We start from the raw sequence: 17,423 nt of genomic DNA on the forward strand, positions 1-17,423 counted from the left end.
GGAGACGCTCAGGTCAGCTGATGCTGCTGGTCGCGGCCTTCTTGGGCCGCGTGCCGTCGGTGAAATCCACCTGGATCGGGTTCAGCTGCAACCGGGTGCGCTCGTAGACCACTTTGGCCGAACGCAGGCGGTCATTGGACTTGTGCGCGGTGTACTCCTCGTACTGCTGGCAGACCCACTGGGGGTCTCCGTCGGCAAGCAGCTCTCCCTGTTCGATCCAGATGACCCGAGTGCACATCTGTTTGATCGTGCCCAGTGAGTGGGAGACCAGGAAGACGCAGCCTGCCTGCGCCCGGACCTCGTCCAGGCGCTTCTTCGTGCGGGCGCGGAACTGGGCGTCACCGGTGTTCAGCGCCTCGTCGATCAGCAGGATGTCCGGGTCCACGGAGGTGGCAATGGCGAACTGGAGGCGAGACGCCATGCCGGAGGAGTAGGTCTTCAATGGCATGTCGAGCGCATCGGAGAGCCCGGAGATCTCCACGATCTGGTCGTACTTCGCGTCGGCCTGTTCAGGGGAGAGGCCCATGGCGAGACACCCGAGCCGGATGTTCTCCTTCCCGGAGATGTCTTTGACCAGGGCGGCGTTGACGCCGAGCATCACCGGGGTGGAGCTCGCGTAGACCTCGCCGCTGGTGGGACGGACCTTGCCGGTGAGGAGTTTGATCAGCGTGGACTTGCCTGAGCCGTTGGTCCCGATGACGCCCACAGATTCACCGCGATTGACGATGAAGCTGAGGTTAGACAGCGCCGGGACCTCTGTCCATCCGGCGCCGGTGACGCGCTTCACGGCGCGGGTGAACCGTCCCTGGGAGTGCTTGTACTCATTCGATGAACGCACCCGGTAGGTCATGGAGGCGTCGTCCACGACCAGGCAGACGTTCTCCGGGTCCACGGTGCGCACGACGGGGTTCTGCTGGGTGAGTGGATACTCCTCCCAGGAGCCGTCCTCGGAGAAGTCGTGATCGTCGAACTCGATGGCGAGGTCCTGTGCGATCAGGTCGGCCTCAGAGTGCCGGTTCATACGGCGTGGGACATACGGCGTTGAGGTGCTCATCGTTCCTTCCCGTAGCTCTCTTCACCCTGCCAGAAGATGAGGAATCCGATGATCATGGATCCCACGGCCCAGGAGGCCAGAACGATCCAGCGGGCGGGATCGGCGAACCCGTCATAGAGCCACGCGTGACGGATGATGTCCAGCACGCAATAGAGCGGATTCAGATTCATCACCGTGACCAGCCAGTCCGCTCCGATGTTCGACCAACGGTCCGGGGAGAAGAAGACGGCGGAGGTGTAGAACAGGATTCTCGTGCCGAAGCTGATGAGGTGTTTGACGTCGGTGTGCGCGTTGACCGCTCGTGCAAGAGCCAAAGACCAGCCGAGCATGACCATCAGCGCCAGAGCGATGCAGGGAAAGAACAACAGCCAGTGCCAGCTCAGTGTGGTGGGAATCGACTCAGCCCCGTCGAGCTTGATGTCGCCGATCGTCAGCACCAGCAGGCCCATCACGAAGAACATCGGCACGCTGGAGAACAGCTCTCGGACAGTGCTGGAGATGACTAGGCAGGCCCGCGGGAAGTTGAATGCCTGAACGACTTTCTGGTTCCCCGCGATGGAGCCCGCGCCGCCAGAGACGGCAGTGGTGAAGAACCGGAAGGTGAAGACACCGATGATCAGGTAGCCGATGAAGTTGTCGATGCCACGACCCGTGTTCAGCAGCATCCCGAAGACGAAGAAGTACGCCGCCCCCATGAGGAGCGGGTTGAGAATCATCCACAGCCGACCTAGCGAGTCGGTGCTGTTGGCGGTGGAGACCCGCGAATGAGAGTCATAGTAGAGGAAATGCCGGAAGGACCAGATCTCACGGATATACCGGAAAAGTCCAGGGCGGGCCCCGACGCGGATGAGGTTGGTCCCATCGAGCTGGGCAACCTGTCTAGATTCGTAGGAATCCTCGGACTCCCCGGTCCGCTCTATCGTCGGTGCGGCCATGGACGTTTTCCTTCTCTCTTCGCTCAGATTCGGCGGGGGTGCCGACTCGCGCTCTGCGCCATTGTGCCTCATCGTCGTGCTCCGCGGAGGTGAGGTTCAGGACCTGCTGAGCGCCTGCCAGTCTATCAGCGCAGCTGAGATCCGACGCTTCAGCTTGGCTGTGCACCCAACACCTGAGGCCTCGATTCCCTTAAACCCGGCTCGAGATGCGGAACCGTGGTTGCGACATATTCATGGGTCAGATGGTCGCTGTCGCGGTAGACCAGGACGACGCCGGCGATGGCGAGCCGGCTCTGGGCTCTGGGGCCGGATGCGAGCAGGGAAGTGCGGGAAGGCATACAGCCCTGGGAGCCGGGAGTGTCTCCACCGTGGCTCATGAGCGTGTCCCCTATAATTATGCGCGGCTTCTCTGACGGACCGGCATCTTAGATTAAGGAACAGCGCATCGTGAGTCTTGTCCCCAAACGTGCAGGCGCCAAACAGGGCCTCACCAAGATGCAGGTTGCGGCGATTGCCCTGTTCGGCGTGGCGGCAGCCGGTGCTGTGGTGAGCGCGGCGCTGGACTGGTGGGTCGGGGCGATCCTCGGAGTCCTTCTTGTTGCGGCGGTCCTCCTCGTCGTCCAGATGTACGGGTTCAGCCAGTTGACGCGCCGCATGCGCGCTCGCCTGGATCGGGTGGCGTCGACAAGTCAAGTGGAGAACCGTCCCCAAGAAGAGGCGGTTCCTGATCTCGTGGCCGACGACGTGCTCGCCCAGTGGGCGACGTCTCTGCGGACACGCCCCGGCCGGTTGAACTGGTTCATCATGCTCGCCCGTGAAACGCGCTCTCGAGGCGCCAGAGACGTGTTGGCGCTCTGCGCCACGCGGGGGAGGTGGCGGTATCGGGATCTCGTGATGATGGCGGACCAGACGCGCCTGCGGACAGAATCTCGGGAGGACCTGCAACAGTTCAAACAGCTGCTCTGGCGACCCGGCTATCTCGCACTGGCGCGGGTGCTCTATAGCCAACGATCCAGCGAATGGGACCTCCGCGACTGCCTGACGCTCTATCAGCTTGCCGAGAACATGTATGGCCTCGAGAGCTCCTTCGATGGCGTGGACCGCTCCTTCTACTCGGACCTGCTCACCTGGGACGGGCAGTACGCCCGTGCTGATGAGCTGCTGAACTACGCTGAGGAGAACGAGTGGCGGGCCGATTCCCAGCGTTTCCTGCAGCTCAACGCGGTGAACCCGAATGTGACCGGCATCGCCTATAAGCGTCAGGAATGGCTGACTCGGCTCAATGACCGGCTGGCCGAAAGCGGGCTCGCACCTTTGGAGTTCCCCGCGGACGAAGCCCCGTCCTTCTACAATATCTCCACATCGGCTCAGCCCGTCCGGCAGGAGGGGCTGCCACTGGTCTCCATCATCATGCCGATCTACGAACCAGACGAAGCGACCGACGTCGCCATTCAGTCTCTGCTGAATCAGACCTGGGTCAACATCGAGATCCTGATCGTGGACGATGCTTCTCCCACCCAGTTCAAGGACGGGACGCCCACGCCGTATCGGGAACAGCTCCGTGGCTGGGCCGCCCGAGACTCACGCATTCGTCTGACGCTCTGTGAAGAGAACCGCGGCGCATACCCGGTGCGAAACGATGCCTTTGCGGCCGCAGTCGGCGAGTACGTCACAGTCGCGGATAAGGATGACTGGCATCATCCGCAGAAGATCGAACGCCAGGCACGCGAGCTGATGGCCAACCCCGAGAAGAACGCCAACATCGTGAACTGGGTGAGAGTAGATGAGGATCTCAAGTTCCTCGTCCGGTGGGGGCCCGACCGGGTGGTCCACCCGAGTTTCGCCTCCATCATGTACCGACGTGAAGAGATCCAGAAGACCCTCGGATACTGGGACGCCGTTCGGAAGTCCGCGGACGGGGAGTATCGGACTCGCTATGAGATCACCTATGGGGAGAAGCTGGTGGCCCAGGAAATGGTCCCGCTCGCTTTCTCGCTCCTCGGCGAGGGAAACCTGACCAGCACTGACTTCGGGCTGGGGTATCGCCATCCTGACCGGGAGATCTACCAGGATGCGTATACGGCGTGGCACCGAGGTGTGCGTGCGGGGAACTCTGCCTTTCTGCCCAAGGACATCGAAGACAGGAGATGGGTCGGCCCGCCGTCGTTCCTGCCTGATCGCGACAACACTCAGGTGCCCCACTATGACGTGATCTACGTCTCTGAGTTCGGTCTCTGGGGCGGCAATTCCATCACGCTGCTCCAAGAGATCAGGACTGCCCTCGCCGCCGGGCTGCGCGTGGGCATCGTGCCCCTCCAGAACGGACTGGTGCCGGGAGCCGCGCGACGTCGGATGGTGCCGGAGCTTCGCAGCCTCTTCCTCGAAGGACGGGTCGATCGACTTCATCTGCAGAGAAGAGTGACGACCGACCTCCTGGTCATTCACTGGCCCGCCGTCATGCAGCTGCTCCCCAGCGAACCGTCCGCCATCCGCGCAAGCACCCTGGTGACCGTGGCGAACGAGGTTCCCTCGGTGCTCAGCAATGTCTACAACGGGTATGACGTGCACGATGTCTCGGAGAACTGCTTCCAGACCTTCGGTGTCCGGCCGTACTGGGCTGCACAGAGCGAGATCATGCGTGAACAGCTCAAGAGGGTGATCCCCGCCAGCACTCTTGTGGACGGGGTGTGGTCCGGCATCTCCCTCGCCGTCGAACCACCGCTCACCAAGGCATTCACGGAGAACCATCTTCCGGTGGTGGGACGCCCGTGGGACGAAGAGGAACTGAACTGGCCGGCTGACCCGGCGGAGCGAGAGCTGGTCTTCCCGAAGGACGGCTCGTTGGCGATCGCGATACGCGCGAACTCCACTGCGCTGCAGCGCCACGGCATACTGGCCCAGGATGAGGTGCCCGAGGGCTGGACGGTCGAGGGCTTCTCCCTGACGAGCTTCCAGGAGTATCTGGACAGCCTCGACTTCCTCGCCGTGTATCCGAGTGCGCAGTGGGACAAGTCCATAGAACCCAGCGTCGTGGAGGCGCTGAGCAGGGGAGTGGTCTGTATCGCGTCTCCTCACCTCGAGCCCGTCTACGGCGACGCATTGGTGTACGCGAAGCCCGTCGACTTCCAGGAGACGGTCCAGCTTCACTGCACAGAGGAGCGCTACAACGTCCAGCGCGAGCGGGGCTTCGCCTTCCTGAAGTCCGCCCGCATGTCGAGCCGACACGTCGACATGCTCAGGACCTCAGGTGTCGGTGCGCTCCGGGGCTGAACCACCGAGGAGGCTGCCCCGTCGCCAGGGAGACCTGCGGATCAAGATCGGGCGAACCGCGTCCTGAGGGCGCGCAGCGCCGATCTGACTCCTCCGGTCCTCCGGACCACGTGTGATCGACCGGGGAAAGCGGCCTCCAACGCATCGAGATCTGTGGCGAGCTCTGGGAGCAGCGCATGCCGCGCGACCAGCGCCAGATCCAGATCTGGCAGCTCATCGACGGTGATCTCGACCCGAGCCGGACTCGGGCCTCGAAGCGTCGAGAAGAAATCGTTGAACTTGAAGTCTCCTCCACCGAGCTCGGCGTCGGTGATGTTCAACCAGACCCAGGGCACACCGTAGGCCTGGGCCACGATGAGCCCGTGAAGCGATGTCGACACGCACACACGTGCATTGGCGATCCCATCCACGACGAGGGTCAGATCATCGCGCACGTCGATGATGTCGAACGTCCCGGGGTCAACCCTCTTGAAGTGCGGGCGGTGCGACATGTGCGGAACGAAGGCGATCTTGGGTTCCGCGTGGGCGCTGGGCCGGGGAGTGTAGTGGCGGGCAAGGAGCAGGGCGGGGTCTCCGAGGACTTCAGGGACCTCCCAGCCGAGCTTCTCCCGGAGATCGTTGCGGGTCAGATGTCCACGCACCGCGTGCACGCGGATTCCAGTCAGTCGCCGCAGCGGTGACTTCGCGGAGAGCGGCCGCATCAGGCCTGCTCCCCAGATGTCCATCTCCGGGCGATTGATCATGTGGATGATCGACCCGACCAATGCGATGGCGCGGCCCTGTGAGGGCACCGGGTTGTCTTTCGTCGGCCGGACGTTGACCACCTCGCGGCTGGAGAGCACGGCGGCCAGCCATGGTCCGACGGCGTCACCGAAGTTCGCTTTCCGGTCCCACCAGAATCCATGCAGCGGAGGCTCCTGATCGGACGGATCGCCGCGTTCCACCCGCTCTGCGGTGGCAACTTTCGTCTGGATGCGTCTGGCCCATTGCTGCAGCACACTCAGCGCTGAACTGCTGCGTCCGCTCAGCCGGACTGCGGAGTTCAGCACGTGATGTTCGTGTGGAGTGGCTTCGAGCAGCGCATCCCTCACCAGTGCATTGCGGAGGATGCGTCGGAGATTCTCAGATTCTCCCCGCGCCGTGAGCAGGCCGCGGTCTTCGCCGGTGCTGCGCAGCACCATGCTGACCACCCCGAACGGCGTCGGCACGTCCCAGGTCAGCGTGGACAGCTCGGGGTCCAGCCTGACCTGGATCTGCTGGGAACGCACCCACGAATCGGCGCTGGAGGCTTCGTAGAGCGGGGAGAGAACAGTGCGGGAGGACATGTTGTGTGAAGACCTTCTTCGGTTCAGGAGGACTCAGACCAGGGAATAGGAGCGCAGAGATCTGAGCCGGACCGGTTCGGGTGAGGTGAAGCGGACGCTGATGACCGAGCAGCCGGGCGGTGTCTCGAGCACGAAGGCCCCGTGCCCTGCATCCCCGTCGAAGGCCACCGGTCCACGGTAGAGCCCATCCCCGACGCTGCGCAGTCCGGCTGCGACCATAAACGTCTTCAGGCGAGCTTCCGTGACATCAACGCTGCGACTCACAGAGACATCCACGTCCACCGCGGGTGAGCCCTGCGAGGCCCCATCGAGCTGCGCCAGGAGCATCTGGGACCTGTCCGACCCGATGGCCACCGTGACGCCCGAGGACGAATCCAGAGGGGTTGTCGTGTCGATGTTCAGAGGTTCGGCCGCTGCGGCGATGTCTCTCCGGATCCGACGGTTGACGAAGGGGAAGTACTCCTGAAGAAGGTCGGAGGAAACCCGGTCCTTCTTCACAGCAGAAGGGATCAGAGACCCGAAGAAGGGCTCCTCGCCCTCCCCGAGAGTGCTGTCCTGGCTCTTGTGGCGCGCTTGGAAGAACCCGGGCTCGCGGGAGTCCAGCACGGTCGGATACGCCGTGTCGAGCTTCATATGGCCCTTCGCGGGCGCGCGCGTCTGAAGTCCCCGGATTTCCCCATCAGGTGTCTTCTGGTGAATGGAGAGAAGGCCTGCGGCAGCCTTGGGAAAGTACCGGCGCCACGGCAGGATGTATTCCGACTGTGTCCGGATCGCGGTCAGTGATTCCGGAAAGGAGATCCGCCACCCTACGTGTTCTTCGGCCACATATGGATTCATCCGGTGAAAGAAGTTGATCGGCAGCACGTCGTCATCATCGAGGCGGTAGATCCCGAAGACTCCGTCCTCAGGAAGCCGTCCTCGCAGCACCTGGTTCAGGACCTTCTTATTCGGCGCGCTGGGTGCCACCATCCCCGGTGCCTCGTTCAGGTGCAGGAAGGGGTGTTCTTCGGCCGCACTGCGCAGCCTGTCCTGGTACTTCTGGGGCAGCGAGGAGGAGAAGTGCACGATATGCACGAGGTCACATGCGTCGGCGGAGGCGGCGAGCTGAGGGAGACTCTCCTCGACGAAGATCTCCGTCCGCGGATCCAGCCTCTCGTCATCGTAGAGCCATGCGGTGTACTCATCCTCGGAGAAGAGTCGACCGTCGCCCCGGCGGGTGGCCTTGAAGCTGCCGGAGTTGTACTGGTGCACGCTGAAACGTGTGTGCCCGATGAAAAGTCTGCGCATGGAATCTTCCTGTTGCTGGCTTCCTGGTCAGCTGCCGAGTCGATGACGCAGCTGGGCCTGGTAGAGATTTGATGGCACCGGCGGCACACCCAGATCTTCGATCATGGTGTGCAGCTCACCGGTGAACTCGGGCTTCTGCTGAGACGGTTTGGTCGTGCCCTGTATCCCGACCATCGCGCTGTACGGGGCGTGCTCCTCGAGCCGGATCCCGTAGGACCGCCCATTGGTGACTCTGATGTTCCAATGACAGAACCGTGCTCCCCAGTGGGGTCCGGCGTTCCTGGCCCCACCGACGACTCCCTTGTTCCTGATCGTGATGTCGGTCCGCACGTTCTCAAAGGGAAAGCGTCGGTGCGAGTCGAATGTTCCCTCCATCTGACCATCGGACCAGACATTGCCGGAGGAGTAGCCCTCGATGTTCAGGCCGTGGGTGAGGGAATCGGCGGGAAGCTCAGTCGTGGGTGCAGAGATGAGGAAGCGCTGCACAAGGTTGTCGTGGGACTGCTCCCGGCAGATGAAGGGGTGGTGTCTGGCGCGTCCCTCCACCGTGACGTCTGTGAGAGTGATTCCTTTGCCGCCCGTGATACCGAACCCGTTGTCACTGTCCTGCACCGTCACATTGCGGGCCCAGCAGTTCAGGGCTGCCTGGAAGTGGGGTCCGTTGTAGCCGTGGTCCTGATTGTGGGGACGGGGCTCGACATGAGCCATCTCGATGCGCAGATCCTCGATCCCCGACTCCTCGATGCGCGCGCCGAGGGTCTCGAAGCGAGGGTTCCACTTCTGACGCAGCTCAAGTCGGGTGGGCTGCGCCAGGACGACACTGCCCGCCTCGACCGAGGCGATCTCCACAGGCCAGCGGAACGTCCGGTAGTTGGGCTGTTTGTGCAGGGAGGAGTCTTCCACACCCCAGCCATAGCTCTCGGGCGGCAGGTCGCCGCTCATGTGTCGGAGCAGCGAGCTGTCGGCGATGTTGTCCAAGACCAGCAGAACGTGGTCTCCCGCGGTGAAGCGCTGAGTGTCGACGACCGGTATCCGGGTCCTCCCGCGCGGGACCACACCCCTCACGGCAGAGAGCTCCTCGTTGTCGAACCAGCCCTCGTTCTTGCCCCAGCCCCATTGCGCCTCCTCGAGTCGACTCAACAACGGCTGGGGTATGAACCAGACGAGCCCGCCGGTCCACGACCACTCACCCTTCTGGGGCATCCGGTAGGCCGTCTCGAGCGGCTCTCGGAAGAACAGGGTGGTCTCATCCTGGCCTGATCCGCGGATCACCACGCCCGAGTGATGAATCCAGAGGACCTCCGTGAGGAGATAGCGCCCAGCGGGAACGAGGACGACACCTCCTCCGTTAGCACCTGCCGCCTCGATCGCGGCGTTTACCGCCGCGGTGTCGTCGTGCTGCCCGTCCCCCTTGGCCCCGTAGTCACACACATCGAACACAGGACCGTCCGGGCGGGGGATGGCACGCTCACCGCGGTGGTATCCGGCGTAGGAGATGTTCGGAATCTGCGGGTGGTTCTCCGGCGTCTTGAGATACTGGTCCCAGGCCGAGGCGCCCTCGGAGTCACCTTTCAGCCGATTCATCATCGAGGCAAAGAACTTCATGGGCAGCTCATCCTCGCGAGTTCTCGTGCATCTTTTTGATCAGCGCATCAGCCACCTGCCGCCGTGCACCGATCCATGGATAGTGGTGCACCGCGAATCCGGCCTGGACGTCTACGTGAAGCAGATGCGCGCCGTCGGCAGTGCTCAGGTCGGGAAGAAGCAGATCGACACCGGCTGCCTTGCACCCTGGAATGGCCCAGGTCGCGGCCACGGCGAGTTCTCTGACGGAGGGTCCGAGCCGATCTGTGACATCCACCGTCACCCCACCGCTGCGCATATTGATCCCATGCGAAAGCTGGTAGACACGGCCGCGCTCACTGCGATCGTCCAGCGCCAGACCCGAGGCCTGCGCGTAGGAGACCGCGTCGTAGTCGAATTTGCCGAAGAGGGGATGGGCCTCGCGCAGCCCAGATACTTCCTCGACATGCTCCCGCAGCGTTCTCTCGCCGTCACCGATGCAGAAGAGAGGGACGCGGGCTGTCGCCGCTATGACGTCCTCGCCCACGACGAACGCACGCACGTCGAGGCCCGGAACCTGCTCCTCCACCAGGAGACGGGGGTCGGCCTGAGCGTCCGTTCGTCGCGCCGACGTGGCGTTGATCCACGCGGCGCGAAAATCCGCCTCGCTGCGTATCTCCGTGGTGGTGCCGGTTCCCTGTGCGGAGGAGGCGGGTTTCACGACTGCCTCAGACTTCATTGCGCGGAAATGCGCGAGTCCACCCTCGAGCTCATCTTCCCGAAAGGAAGCCCCCGCAGGCACAGGAAGACCATCGAGCTGAAGGTATTGCCGGGCGAGCGGAAGTGACGTGGAGGCCCTGAGGGCTTCGTCGCTGGGAAGGCTCGTCAGATGCACAGCGAACCCGCCGATGACCCGGCGTCCGCCGGTGATGACGTAGTGGTTGTTCCGCACCTTGATCAGCCGGAACTTATTGCGACGGGCAGCTCCGCTGAGGAGCGCCGACGGCGAGTCTGCTCGTCTCCCCCCGAATTCCACGGGGACGCCGCGGCCGGAGGCGAGCAGAAAATCGGTCACGTACCGATTCATCGAAGCCCCGGTCCTCTCGCCTGTGATCTGGGCACCCGTCAAGATCTTCTCGCCGGCAGTGGGTACGCGACGACCGAATCCAGACCAAGAGACTCGGACCTGCTGGTCACCAGCGTGATCCCGGTGACCTTGACGCCCTTCGGCGGCTCGATGGGCAGCACGTGGCCGAAGCCGGAGGCCTTCTGCGGCATGTAGGTCCAGTAGGTGCCGTCGCGGTCGGAATGCCGGAAGCGCCCCTGTGAGAAGAATTTGGAGGCCCCTTCTTCCAGCACGGTCCCGCCGGAGTTCTGTGGTGCCACAGTCAGTCGTACCTGCACCTGATTCGCCTGGAGGCGTTCCCCGTCCGCAGGGTCCAGAAGCAGGGCTATGGGGCCCTCGTGCTTCCATTCGAAGGTGACCGCTGCACGGCTCAGCGAGATGGGTCCCTTGGAGAGGTCCACGCCCAGGGAGGCGGGTCCAGGTTCGAGTGACGTCGCTCCGGCGAGAACGGGGAAGAGATCGGCCACCTTGTCCAGATCCGCTGGTCCCTCACCGATGATTCGGTTCATGGCCTCTGGGTAGAACGGAGCGACCGACCCCTTGACCGTGCTGTCCTGGCTCTCATGGCGGATATGGAAGTACGCAGGTTCCCGTGAATCCAGGATCGTGGGGTTGAACTTGTCCATCACCGTGTGCTTGGGGGCACTGAGGTTGGCGATCTCGCCGTCGTCATTCTTGGCCGCGATCGCCATCGGTCCGAAGGCGCTCTTCGGGTAGTAGAGCTCACGCGTGTATGCGTATTTGCCATCCATGCGGATCGCAGAGAACCCCGTCCCCAGCGAGACCCACCAGCCGATGTGCCGCGGCGTCACGTACGGGGCCATCTGATCGAAGTACCGGACAGAGAGCAGGTCATCGTCGTCCAGTCGGTACACGCCGAAAGGACGGGACCCATGATCGCGTTCCCCGAGGGCCTGGTTGACCAGGGCTCGCGAGGGGGTGGAATTGACCGGTTTGGTCGTCTCGTTCAGTCGAAGGAAACTGTGCTCCTCTGCCGCGGCCTTGAGCTGGGCCTTGTGGTGCTCCGGCAGGGACGGAGAGTAGGAGACATAGTGGACCACGTCGTGGTTCTTCGCGGCGTGGGCGAGCTGGGGGAGACTCAGCGTCGTGAAGATCTCCGTCCGCGGCGCCAGCCGGGTCTCTGAGTACAACCACCTGGTGTACTCCTCTTCGCTGAATCCAGCTCCGAGATCAGCTCCGCGCGTGGCGTTGAAGTAGCCCGAGCCATGCTGGTGCACGCTGAAGCGGGTGTGTCCGATGAAGAGCGTCCGGTCGTCAGCTCGCGACGCGCTCTCGGCGGGGCGCGGCTCCTCAGAGACTGCGCCTTCTTGAGCCGGGGGTGCACTCCGCCGCAAGATCCGGAACAGCTTGTTCATGAAGGAGCCCTTTCGGTGCTGGTTGGCGGGGCGCATCGAGGAACCAACAGAACAGGATCTGTGGCCTCAATTCGGTGTGGCTTCCGGGTGAGTATAACAATGCACCGGTCCCACAGCTGGCTGATCGGTGGTCCCGTCCCTGGAAGTCCCCGCCGGCGTCTGCACTGCGCGTTTCTCGCCTGCGGCCCCGATGGACTGTCCCTTCTTCGCGACTAGGATGGTCGGATGAAGCGAATCATGCCCATTTATGGGACCCGTCCCGAGGCCATCAAGATGGCACCGATCGTCAAGGCGCTGCAGGCGAGTGACCTCTTCGAGTGCGAGGTGACCGTCACGGGTCAGCACCGCGAGATGCTGGACCAGGTCAACGAGCTCTTCGGCATCATCCCGGACCATGACTTGAACATCATCCAGCCGCGGCAGACGCTCAACGGGGTCCTGACCCGGACCGTCACCGGCCTGGATGCGCTCTTCGCGCAGCATAAGCCTGACGCCGTCGTCGTCCAGGGGGACACCACGACGACCACAGCGGGCGCCATGGCCGCGTTCTACTCCGGGATCCCGGTGATCCACGCCGAGGCCGGGCTCCGCTCCTTCAACCTCTACTCCCCGTTCCCTGAAGAGGCGAACCGGAAGATGACCAGCCAGATCACTGCGCTGCATCTGGCTCCGACCTCCCAGTCGAAGGACAACCTGCTGCGCGAGTCGCTGCCGGCCGAGGACATCGTCGTCACCGGCAACACGGTGATCGACGCGCTGCTGGAGGTCGCGCAGAAGCACGTGCCCTTCGCCGACGCCCAGCTGGAAGAGGCTGCCGCCTCCGGCCGGGAGGTGCTGCTGGTGACCACCCACCGTCGTGAGAACCAGGGATCGGCCATGGAGGGCGTGGGTCGCGCACTGGCGCGGCTGGCCAACCGATACCCGGAGAAGCTGATCGTGCTGCCGGCCCACCGCAATCCCGTGGTCCGAGAGGCGATTCTGCCGGCGCTGGCAGGTCACGAGAACGTGATCGTCACCGAGCCGCTGCCTTATGGCGAGTTCACCCGTCTGATGAACCTCGCCACGGTGGTTCTCACTGACTCCGGTGGAGTCCAGGAGGAGGCCCCCTCACTGGGCAAGCCGGTGCTGGTGATGCGGGAGAACACCGAGCGGCCCGAGGCGGTGGATGCCGGGACGGTCCGGCTGATCGGGACCTCTGAGGAGCGGGTGGTTGAAGAGGTCGCAGCACTTTTTGACAATTCTGAGGCCTATGCCGCGATGGCCAATGCGGTGAATCCCTATGGCGATGGTCATGCCGCGAAGCGGACGGTCGCGGCGATCGCGTCGATGTTCGGGCTTGGTGACCGGCTCGAGGACTTTCACCCCCAGGAGAGTCCCGCCGCGCACACCGGCTCCCACCCCGTGTGAGTCAGCGGCCGTGCATCTGAAGACCCTCACCGTCCGCGGGTTCAAGTCCTTCGCGTCGGCCACCACCTTCGAGTTCGAACCCGGAGTCACCGCCGTCGTCGGTCCCAACGGTTCGGGCAAGTCCAACGTGGTCGATGCGCTGGCCTGGGTCATGGGGGAGCAGGGCGCGAAATCCCTGCGCGGCGGCACCATGGAGGATGTCATCTTCGCCGGCACCACAGAGCGGGAGCCTTTGGGCCGCGCCTCGGTGTCGCTGACCATCGACAATTCCGACGGCGTACTGCCGATCGAGTACTCCGAGGTCACCATTTCCCGGACGATGTTCCGAGCGGGGGGCAGCGACTACACGATCAACGGCGCGAAGTGCCGCCTCCTCGACATCCAGGAGCTGCTCTCCGACTCCGGGCTGGGCCGCGAGATGCACGTGATCGTGGGCCAGGGCCAGCTGGACCAGATCCTGCAGGCAACTCCGGAACAGCGTCGCGGATTCATCGAGGAAGCCGCCGGGGTGCTCAAACACCGACGCCGACGTGAACGCACTGTGCGCAAGCTCGAATCCACGGGCACGAACCTGTCCCGCCTGGAAGACCTCATCGGGGAGATCTCCCGCCAGCTGGCCCCGCTGGGCAGACAGGCGCGGGTGGCGCGCCGAGCCCAACAGATCCAGCACGACCTGCGTGACTCGCTCTCCCGGCTGATCGCCGATGATCTCGTCCAGGCGGCCACCGCGCTGCAGGAGTCCACTCGGGGCGAGCACCAGGATCGGGACCGCGCTGAGGAGCTGCGCGGGATACTGGCGGAGACGGACGCCGAGCTGGCTGAGCTCGAACAGCGTGCAAGCTCCGAGCGGGCGCACAGTGAGAAGCTGCTCGCCGGACACCACCGGCTCGAACAGGTGCAGGAACGGCTGCGTTCCGTGGGATCGCTGGCGCAGGAGCGTGCCCGAAGCCTGCGCGCTGCAGCCTCGGTGCCGCCGAGCGGTCGAGATCCCGAGCAGCTGCGAACGCAGGCGCGCAGCGTCGCCGACCAGGCGGCCGAACTGCAGGGTGATGTCGATGCCGCTCGTGAACGACTCGAGCAGACCTCGCGCGCGCGAGCCGCAGCCGAGGAGGAGCTCAAGGCCGAAGAGACGCGGCTGACCGAGCAGCTGCGAGCAGTGGCGGATCGTCGAGCAGGTCTCGCCACGCTGCGTGGCCGCGTGGAGACCGCCCAGGGGCGCATCGAGGCTGCCCAGGGCCGTCGCCAGCGTGCGCAGGACCAGCTCGACGCCGCTCGAACGGCACAGCAGCGGGCCAGCGCGGAGTTTGCCGAGCTCGAGCAGCGGATAGCCGGTGTCGAGACGGGGGAGGAAGACCTCGACGCCGCCTACGAGGCCGCCCACCAGCGGCTCGCTGCTTTGCGGGCACGCTATGACGCTCAGCTCAGCGAGCAGCAGCGGCTGAAGGGCGCCATCAGCGAGTATCGCGCCCGCCTCTCCGGCCTCTCCGCCGCACGGACTCCGCGCGACGGTGCCGCAGCGCTCACCCGGGATCGCCCCGAGATCATCGATGCCCCGCTTGCCCAGCGTCTGAGCATCACGCGCGGCTGGGAGACGGCAGTGGCCGCCTGCCTGGGCAGCCTCGATTCCGCTCTGGTCACCCGAGACGCGGAGGTTGCCGCCGAGGCGCTGAACTGGTTGGCGGCGCAGAACTTCGGCCGAGCCCATCTGGTATACCCCCACCTCACCCCCGCGGACCCGCAGACGAGCGTGCCCTCCGTCGCACGGGGTGCCGCCGGCGAGCTGCCCCAGGGTGCCGTCTGGGCGAGCGAGGCGGTGACAGTGCCGGCCGAGCTGTCGGCCTCGGTGACTGCGGTGTTGGACGGCGTCGTCCTCTGCACCGAGGAGTCGCTGGCCGAGAAGCTCCTGGACTTGGAGCAGGTCACTACGGTGGTCACGGCCGGGGGCGTCGTGCTGCGCGCCGGGGAACGGATCGGCGGCACCGCGCTGGAGAACTCCGATGTGGCCATCACTGCGCAGATCAACGAGCTGACCGAGACCCTGGAGGCGAGCGAGGCGGAGCTCCAGCGGCGTGCGTCGCTGGCCGGTGAAGAGGAGTCCGAGGTCAGCGCCGCCGAACTCAAGGTCGAGGAGACCCTGCAGGCGCTGCATGCAAATGACGCGGAGCTTCACGCCACGACCGAGCAGCTGGGGCGGCTCAACGCCGAGCTCCAACGCAGCGCCGAGCGCATCGATGCTTCCGATCAGGAGATCCAGGCCGCCGAGCACGCGGCGGAGGAGGCCCGGCAGCAATGGGAGGAAGCCAACGCCAGACTCACTGCGGCGCAGAGCGAGGACATCGACGAGGACCCCTCCACTGCGGAGCGCGACCGGCGCGCAGAGACGGCTTCCGCGCAGCGACGCGAGGAGGTCGATTCTCGGCTGGAGCTGCGCGCAGCCGAGGAACAGCACAAACAGATGCTCGAGCGCGCCTCGGCGCTGCGCAGGTCCGCCGCAGCAGAGGACTCGCGGCGCGAGGAGGCGCAACGGATCGCCCAGGTGCGCAGTAGGGGCGCAGACGAGGCCGAATCCATCCACGCGGAGGCGACCCAGGCCGTGGAAGTTCTGGAGCGGCTGCGCCAGCGGGCCCAGGCCAGCCGCATCGCGGTGGACGCTGCCGTCCAGCAGACGCTGCAGCATACCCGTGAGTTGCAGTCCTCCCGGAGACAGGAAGCACAGGAGCTTGAGGCCGTCACGGCGAAGCTCCACCAGGCTGAGCTCCGGCGAACCGAGCTGCGGCTGAGCCTGGAGGCCGCCGAGGCGCGCGGGCTCGAGGAACTCAGTCTCACCCCGGAATACCTCATCGAGCACTATGGGCCCGATCAACCGGTCTATGACGCCGCAGAATCCACCTCAGCTGAGTCCAGCACCGCAGAATCCAGCACTGCAGAATCTGAGCACCCGGGATCGGACCAGCAGGAACCCGTCTCGGGGCGTGCCTTCCGGCGCGAGGAGCAGGAGAAGCGACTTGCGCGGGCGCGGCGCGACCTCAAGGCGCTGGGCAAGGTCAATCCCTTGGCACTCGAGGAGCACTCAGCATTGGAGGAACGGCACAGCTACCTGCAGGAGCAGCTGGCCGACCTGATGAAGTCTCGCCAGGATCTGATGGACATCATCGCGGATGTGGACGCCACCGTGGAGAAGGTCTTCACCGAAGCCTGGCTGGACACGAAGGCCCAGTTCGAGCGAGTCTTCGGACGGCTCTTCCCCGGCGGTGAGGGCAGGTTGGAGCTCACCAACCCCGAGGACATGCTCAACACCGGGATCGAGGTCCAGGCCAGGCCTCCCGGCAAGCGGATTCGTCGGCTCTCGCTGCTCTCCGGCGGAGAACGATCACTGACCGCCGTCGCGCTGCTGGTGGCGATCTTCAAGGCTCGTCCGAGCCCCTTCTACGTGATGGACGAGGTGGAGGCGGCGCTGGATGACACCAACCTGTCCCGGCTCCTGGTGATCTTCGAGGAGCTCCGGGAGTCTTCCCAGCTCATCATCATCACCCACCAGAAACGGACCATGGAGATCGCTGACGCCCTCTACGGGGTGTCCATGCGCCAGGACGGGTCGACCCGCGTGGTGTCGCAGCGACTGGCCGCCGCAGATCAGGTCACGACGCCGTAGTGGATCCGCCCTCGCGCGCACGTTGCCCGAAGGAGCCTGCCGTGACGGTGTTGAACGAGTCAGCGATGATCTGCTCCAGCACCGCCAGATCCACCTGGTCCAACCGCGGGAGATAGAGGCAGCACACCCCAGTGCTGTGCGCCCCGAGAGTGGTGAGGGCCTCGGCATGGACACCGAGCCCGTCCGGGAGATAGACCGTCGTGGCCTGTCGCCGAGCGGCATAGGCGACCGCCGGTGCGTCGCCCTCGCGGCCCGTCTCATAGCGGTAGTGGTAACTGCCGAAGCCGATGATGCGTCCCCAGAGCTCAGGCTCCTCGCCGGTCGCACGCCGCATGAGCGTCAGCATCGTCCGGGCATCTTCCTGCCGGACGCGGGGCGCCACCGACCCGATAAGCTCTTCAACGCTTCCGCCTGTGGGTTCCATGAAG

The 17,423-nt window shown here is 64.7% G+C and carries 10 protein-coding genes and 1 pseudogene; 3 read left to right on the top strand and 8 right to left on the bottom strand.

What is annotated here, in order from left to right; genetic code table 11:
- Nucleotides 1-13 precede the first annotated feature (13 nt).
- Together IY716_RS00675 and IY716_RS00680 are read right to left on the bottom strand one after the other, a co-directional pair.
- Nucleotides 14-1,054 carry an ABC transporter ATP-binding protein gene (locus IY716_RS00675; protein WP_255316378.1) on the bottom strand — a complete coding sequence of 347 codons (1,041 nt, stop codon included), beginning with the start codon at nucleotides 1,052-1,054 and terminating at the stop codon, nucleotides 14-16.
- On the bottom strand, nucleotides 1,051-1,989 hold the full coding sequence (locus tag IY716_RS00680) for an ABC transporter permease (RefSeq protein ID WP_218219753.1): 939 nt from the start codon (nucleotides 1,987-1,989) through the stop codon (nucleotides 1,051-1,053). Before IY716_RS00680 ends, IY716_RS00675 begins: the two co-directional genes overlap by 4 nt.
- A 447-nt stretch (nucleotides 1,990-2,436) precedes the next feature.
- On the opposite strand from IY716_RS00680, the gene IY716_RS00685 reads away from it, so the two are divergent.
- Entirely contained in the window at nucleotides 2,437-5,259 is a 2,823-nt protein-coding gene (locus IY716_RS00685; RefSeq protein ID WP_218219754.1) for a glycosyltransferase family 2 protein, read from the top strand.
- Between the two features lie 41 nt (nucleotides 5,260-5,300).
- On the opposite strand, the gene IY716_RS00690 is transcribed toward IY716_RS00685, so the two are convergent.
- From IY716_RS00690 to IY716_RS13915, 5 genes and pseudogenes are all read right to left on the bottom strand, one after another.
- The gene (locus IY716_RS00690) at nucleotides 5,301-6,584 is read right to left on the bottom strand and encodes a polysaccharide pyruvyl transferase family protein (protein ID WP_218219755.1); all 1,284 of its coding nucleotides are present in this window, start codon (nucleotides 6,582-6,584) and stop codon (nucleotides 5,301-5,303) included.
- A 33-nt stretch (nucleotides 6,585-6,617) separates the two neighbouring features.
- The gene (locus IY716_RS00695) at nucleotides 6,618-7,871 is read right to left on the bottom strand and encodes a glycosyltransferase (RefSeq protein ID WP_218219756.1); all 1,254 of its coding nucleotides are present in this window, start codon (nucleotides 7,869-7,871) and stop codon (nucleotides 6,618-6,620) included.
- Nucleotides 7,872-7,898: 27 nt separating this feature from the next.
- The gene (locus tag IY716_RS00700; RefSeq protein ID WP_218219757.1) at nucleotides 7,899-9,476 is read right to left on the bottom strand and encodes a glycosyl hydrolase family 28-related protein; all 1,578 of its coding nucleotides are present in this window, start codon (nucleotides 9,474-9,476) and stop codon (nucleotides 7,899-7,901) included.
- A 7-nt stretch (nucleotides 9,477-9,483) separates the two neighbouring features.
- Nucleotides 9,484-10,509: a hypothetical protein gene (locus tag IY716_RS00705; RefSeq protein ID WP_218219758.1), complete on the bottom strand. Its 1,026-nt coding sequence runs from the start codon at nucleotides 10,507-10,509 to the stop codon at nucleotides 9,484-9,486.
- A gap of 605 nt (nucleotides 10,510-11,114) precedes the next feature.
- Nucleotides 11,115-11,972 (bottom strand): annotated as a pseudogene (locus tag IY716_RS13915) (glycosyltransferase); the annotation flags it as partial.
- A gap of 189 nt (nucleotides 11,973-12,161) precedes the next feature.
- Between IY716_RS13915 and wecB the strand changes: the two are divergent.
- Both wecB and smc read left to right on the top strand, forming a co-directional pair.
- A complete protein-coding gene (gene wecB, locus IY716_RS00715; RefSeq protein WP_218219760.1) occupies nucleotides 12,162-13,343 on the top strand; it encodes a non-hydrolyzing UDP-N-acetylglucosamine 2-epimerase in 1,182 nt (393 codons plus the stop codon).
- Nucleotides 13,344-13,353: 10 nt separating this feature from the next.
- Complete coding sequence (gene smc, locus IY716_RS00720; protein ID WP_218219761.1) at nucleotides 13,354-16,995, top strand: chromosome segregation protein SMC; 3,642 nt, start codon at nucleotides 13,354-13,356, stop codon at nucleotides 16,993-16,995.
- Here the strand turns inward: smc and IY716_RS00725 are convergent.
- Complete coding sequence (locus tag IY716_RS00725) at nucleotides 16,982-17,419, bottom strand: DUF1801 domain-containing protein (protein ID WP_218219762.1); 438 nt, start codon at nucleotides 17,417-17,419, stop codon at nucleotides 16,982-16,984. The two genes, smc and IY716_RS00725, sit on opposite strands and share 14 nt — an antisense overlap.
- Between the last annotated feature and the right edge of the window lie 4 nt (nucleotides 17,420-17,423).

Source organism: Nesterenkonia sp. Act20, from assembly GCF_019173455.1.
Taxonomy (GTDB): domain Bacteria; phylum Actinomycetota; class Actinomycetes; order Actinomycetales; family Micrococcaceae; genus Nesterenkonia.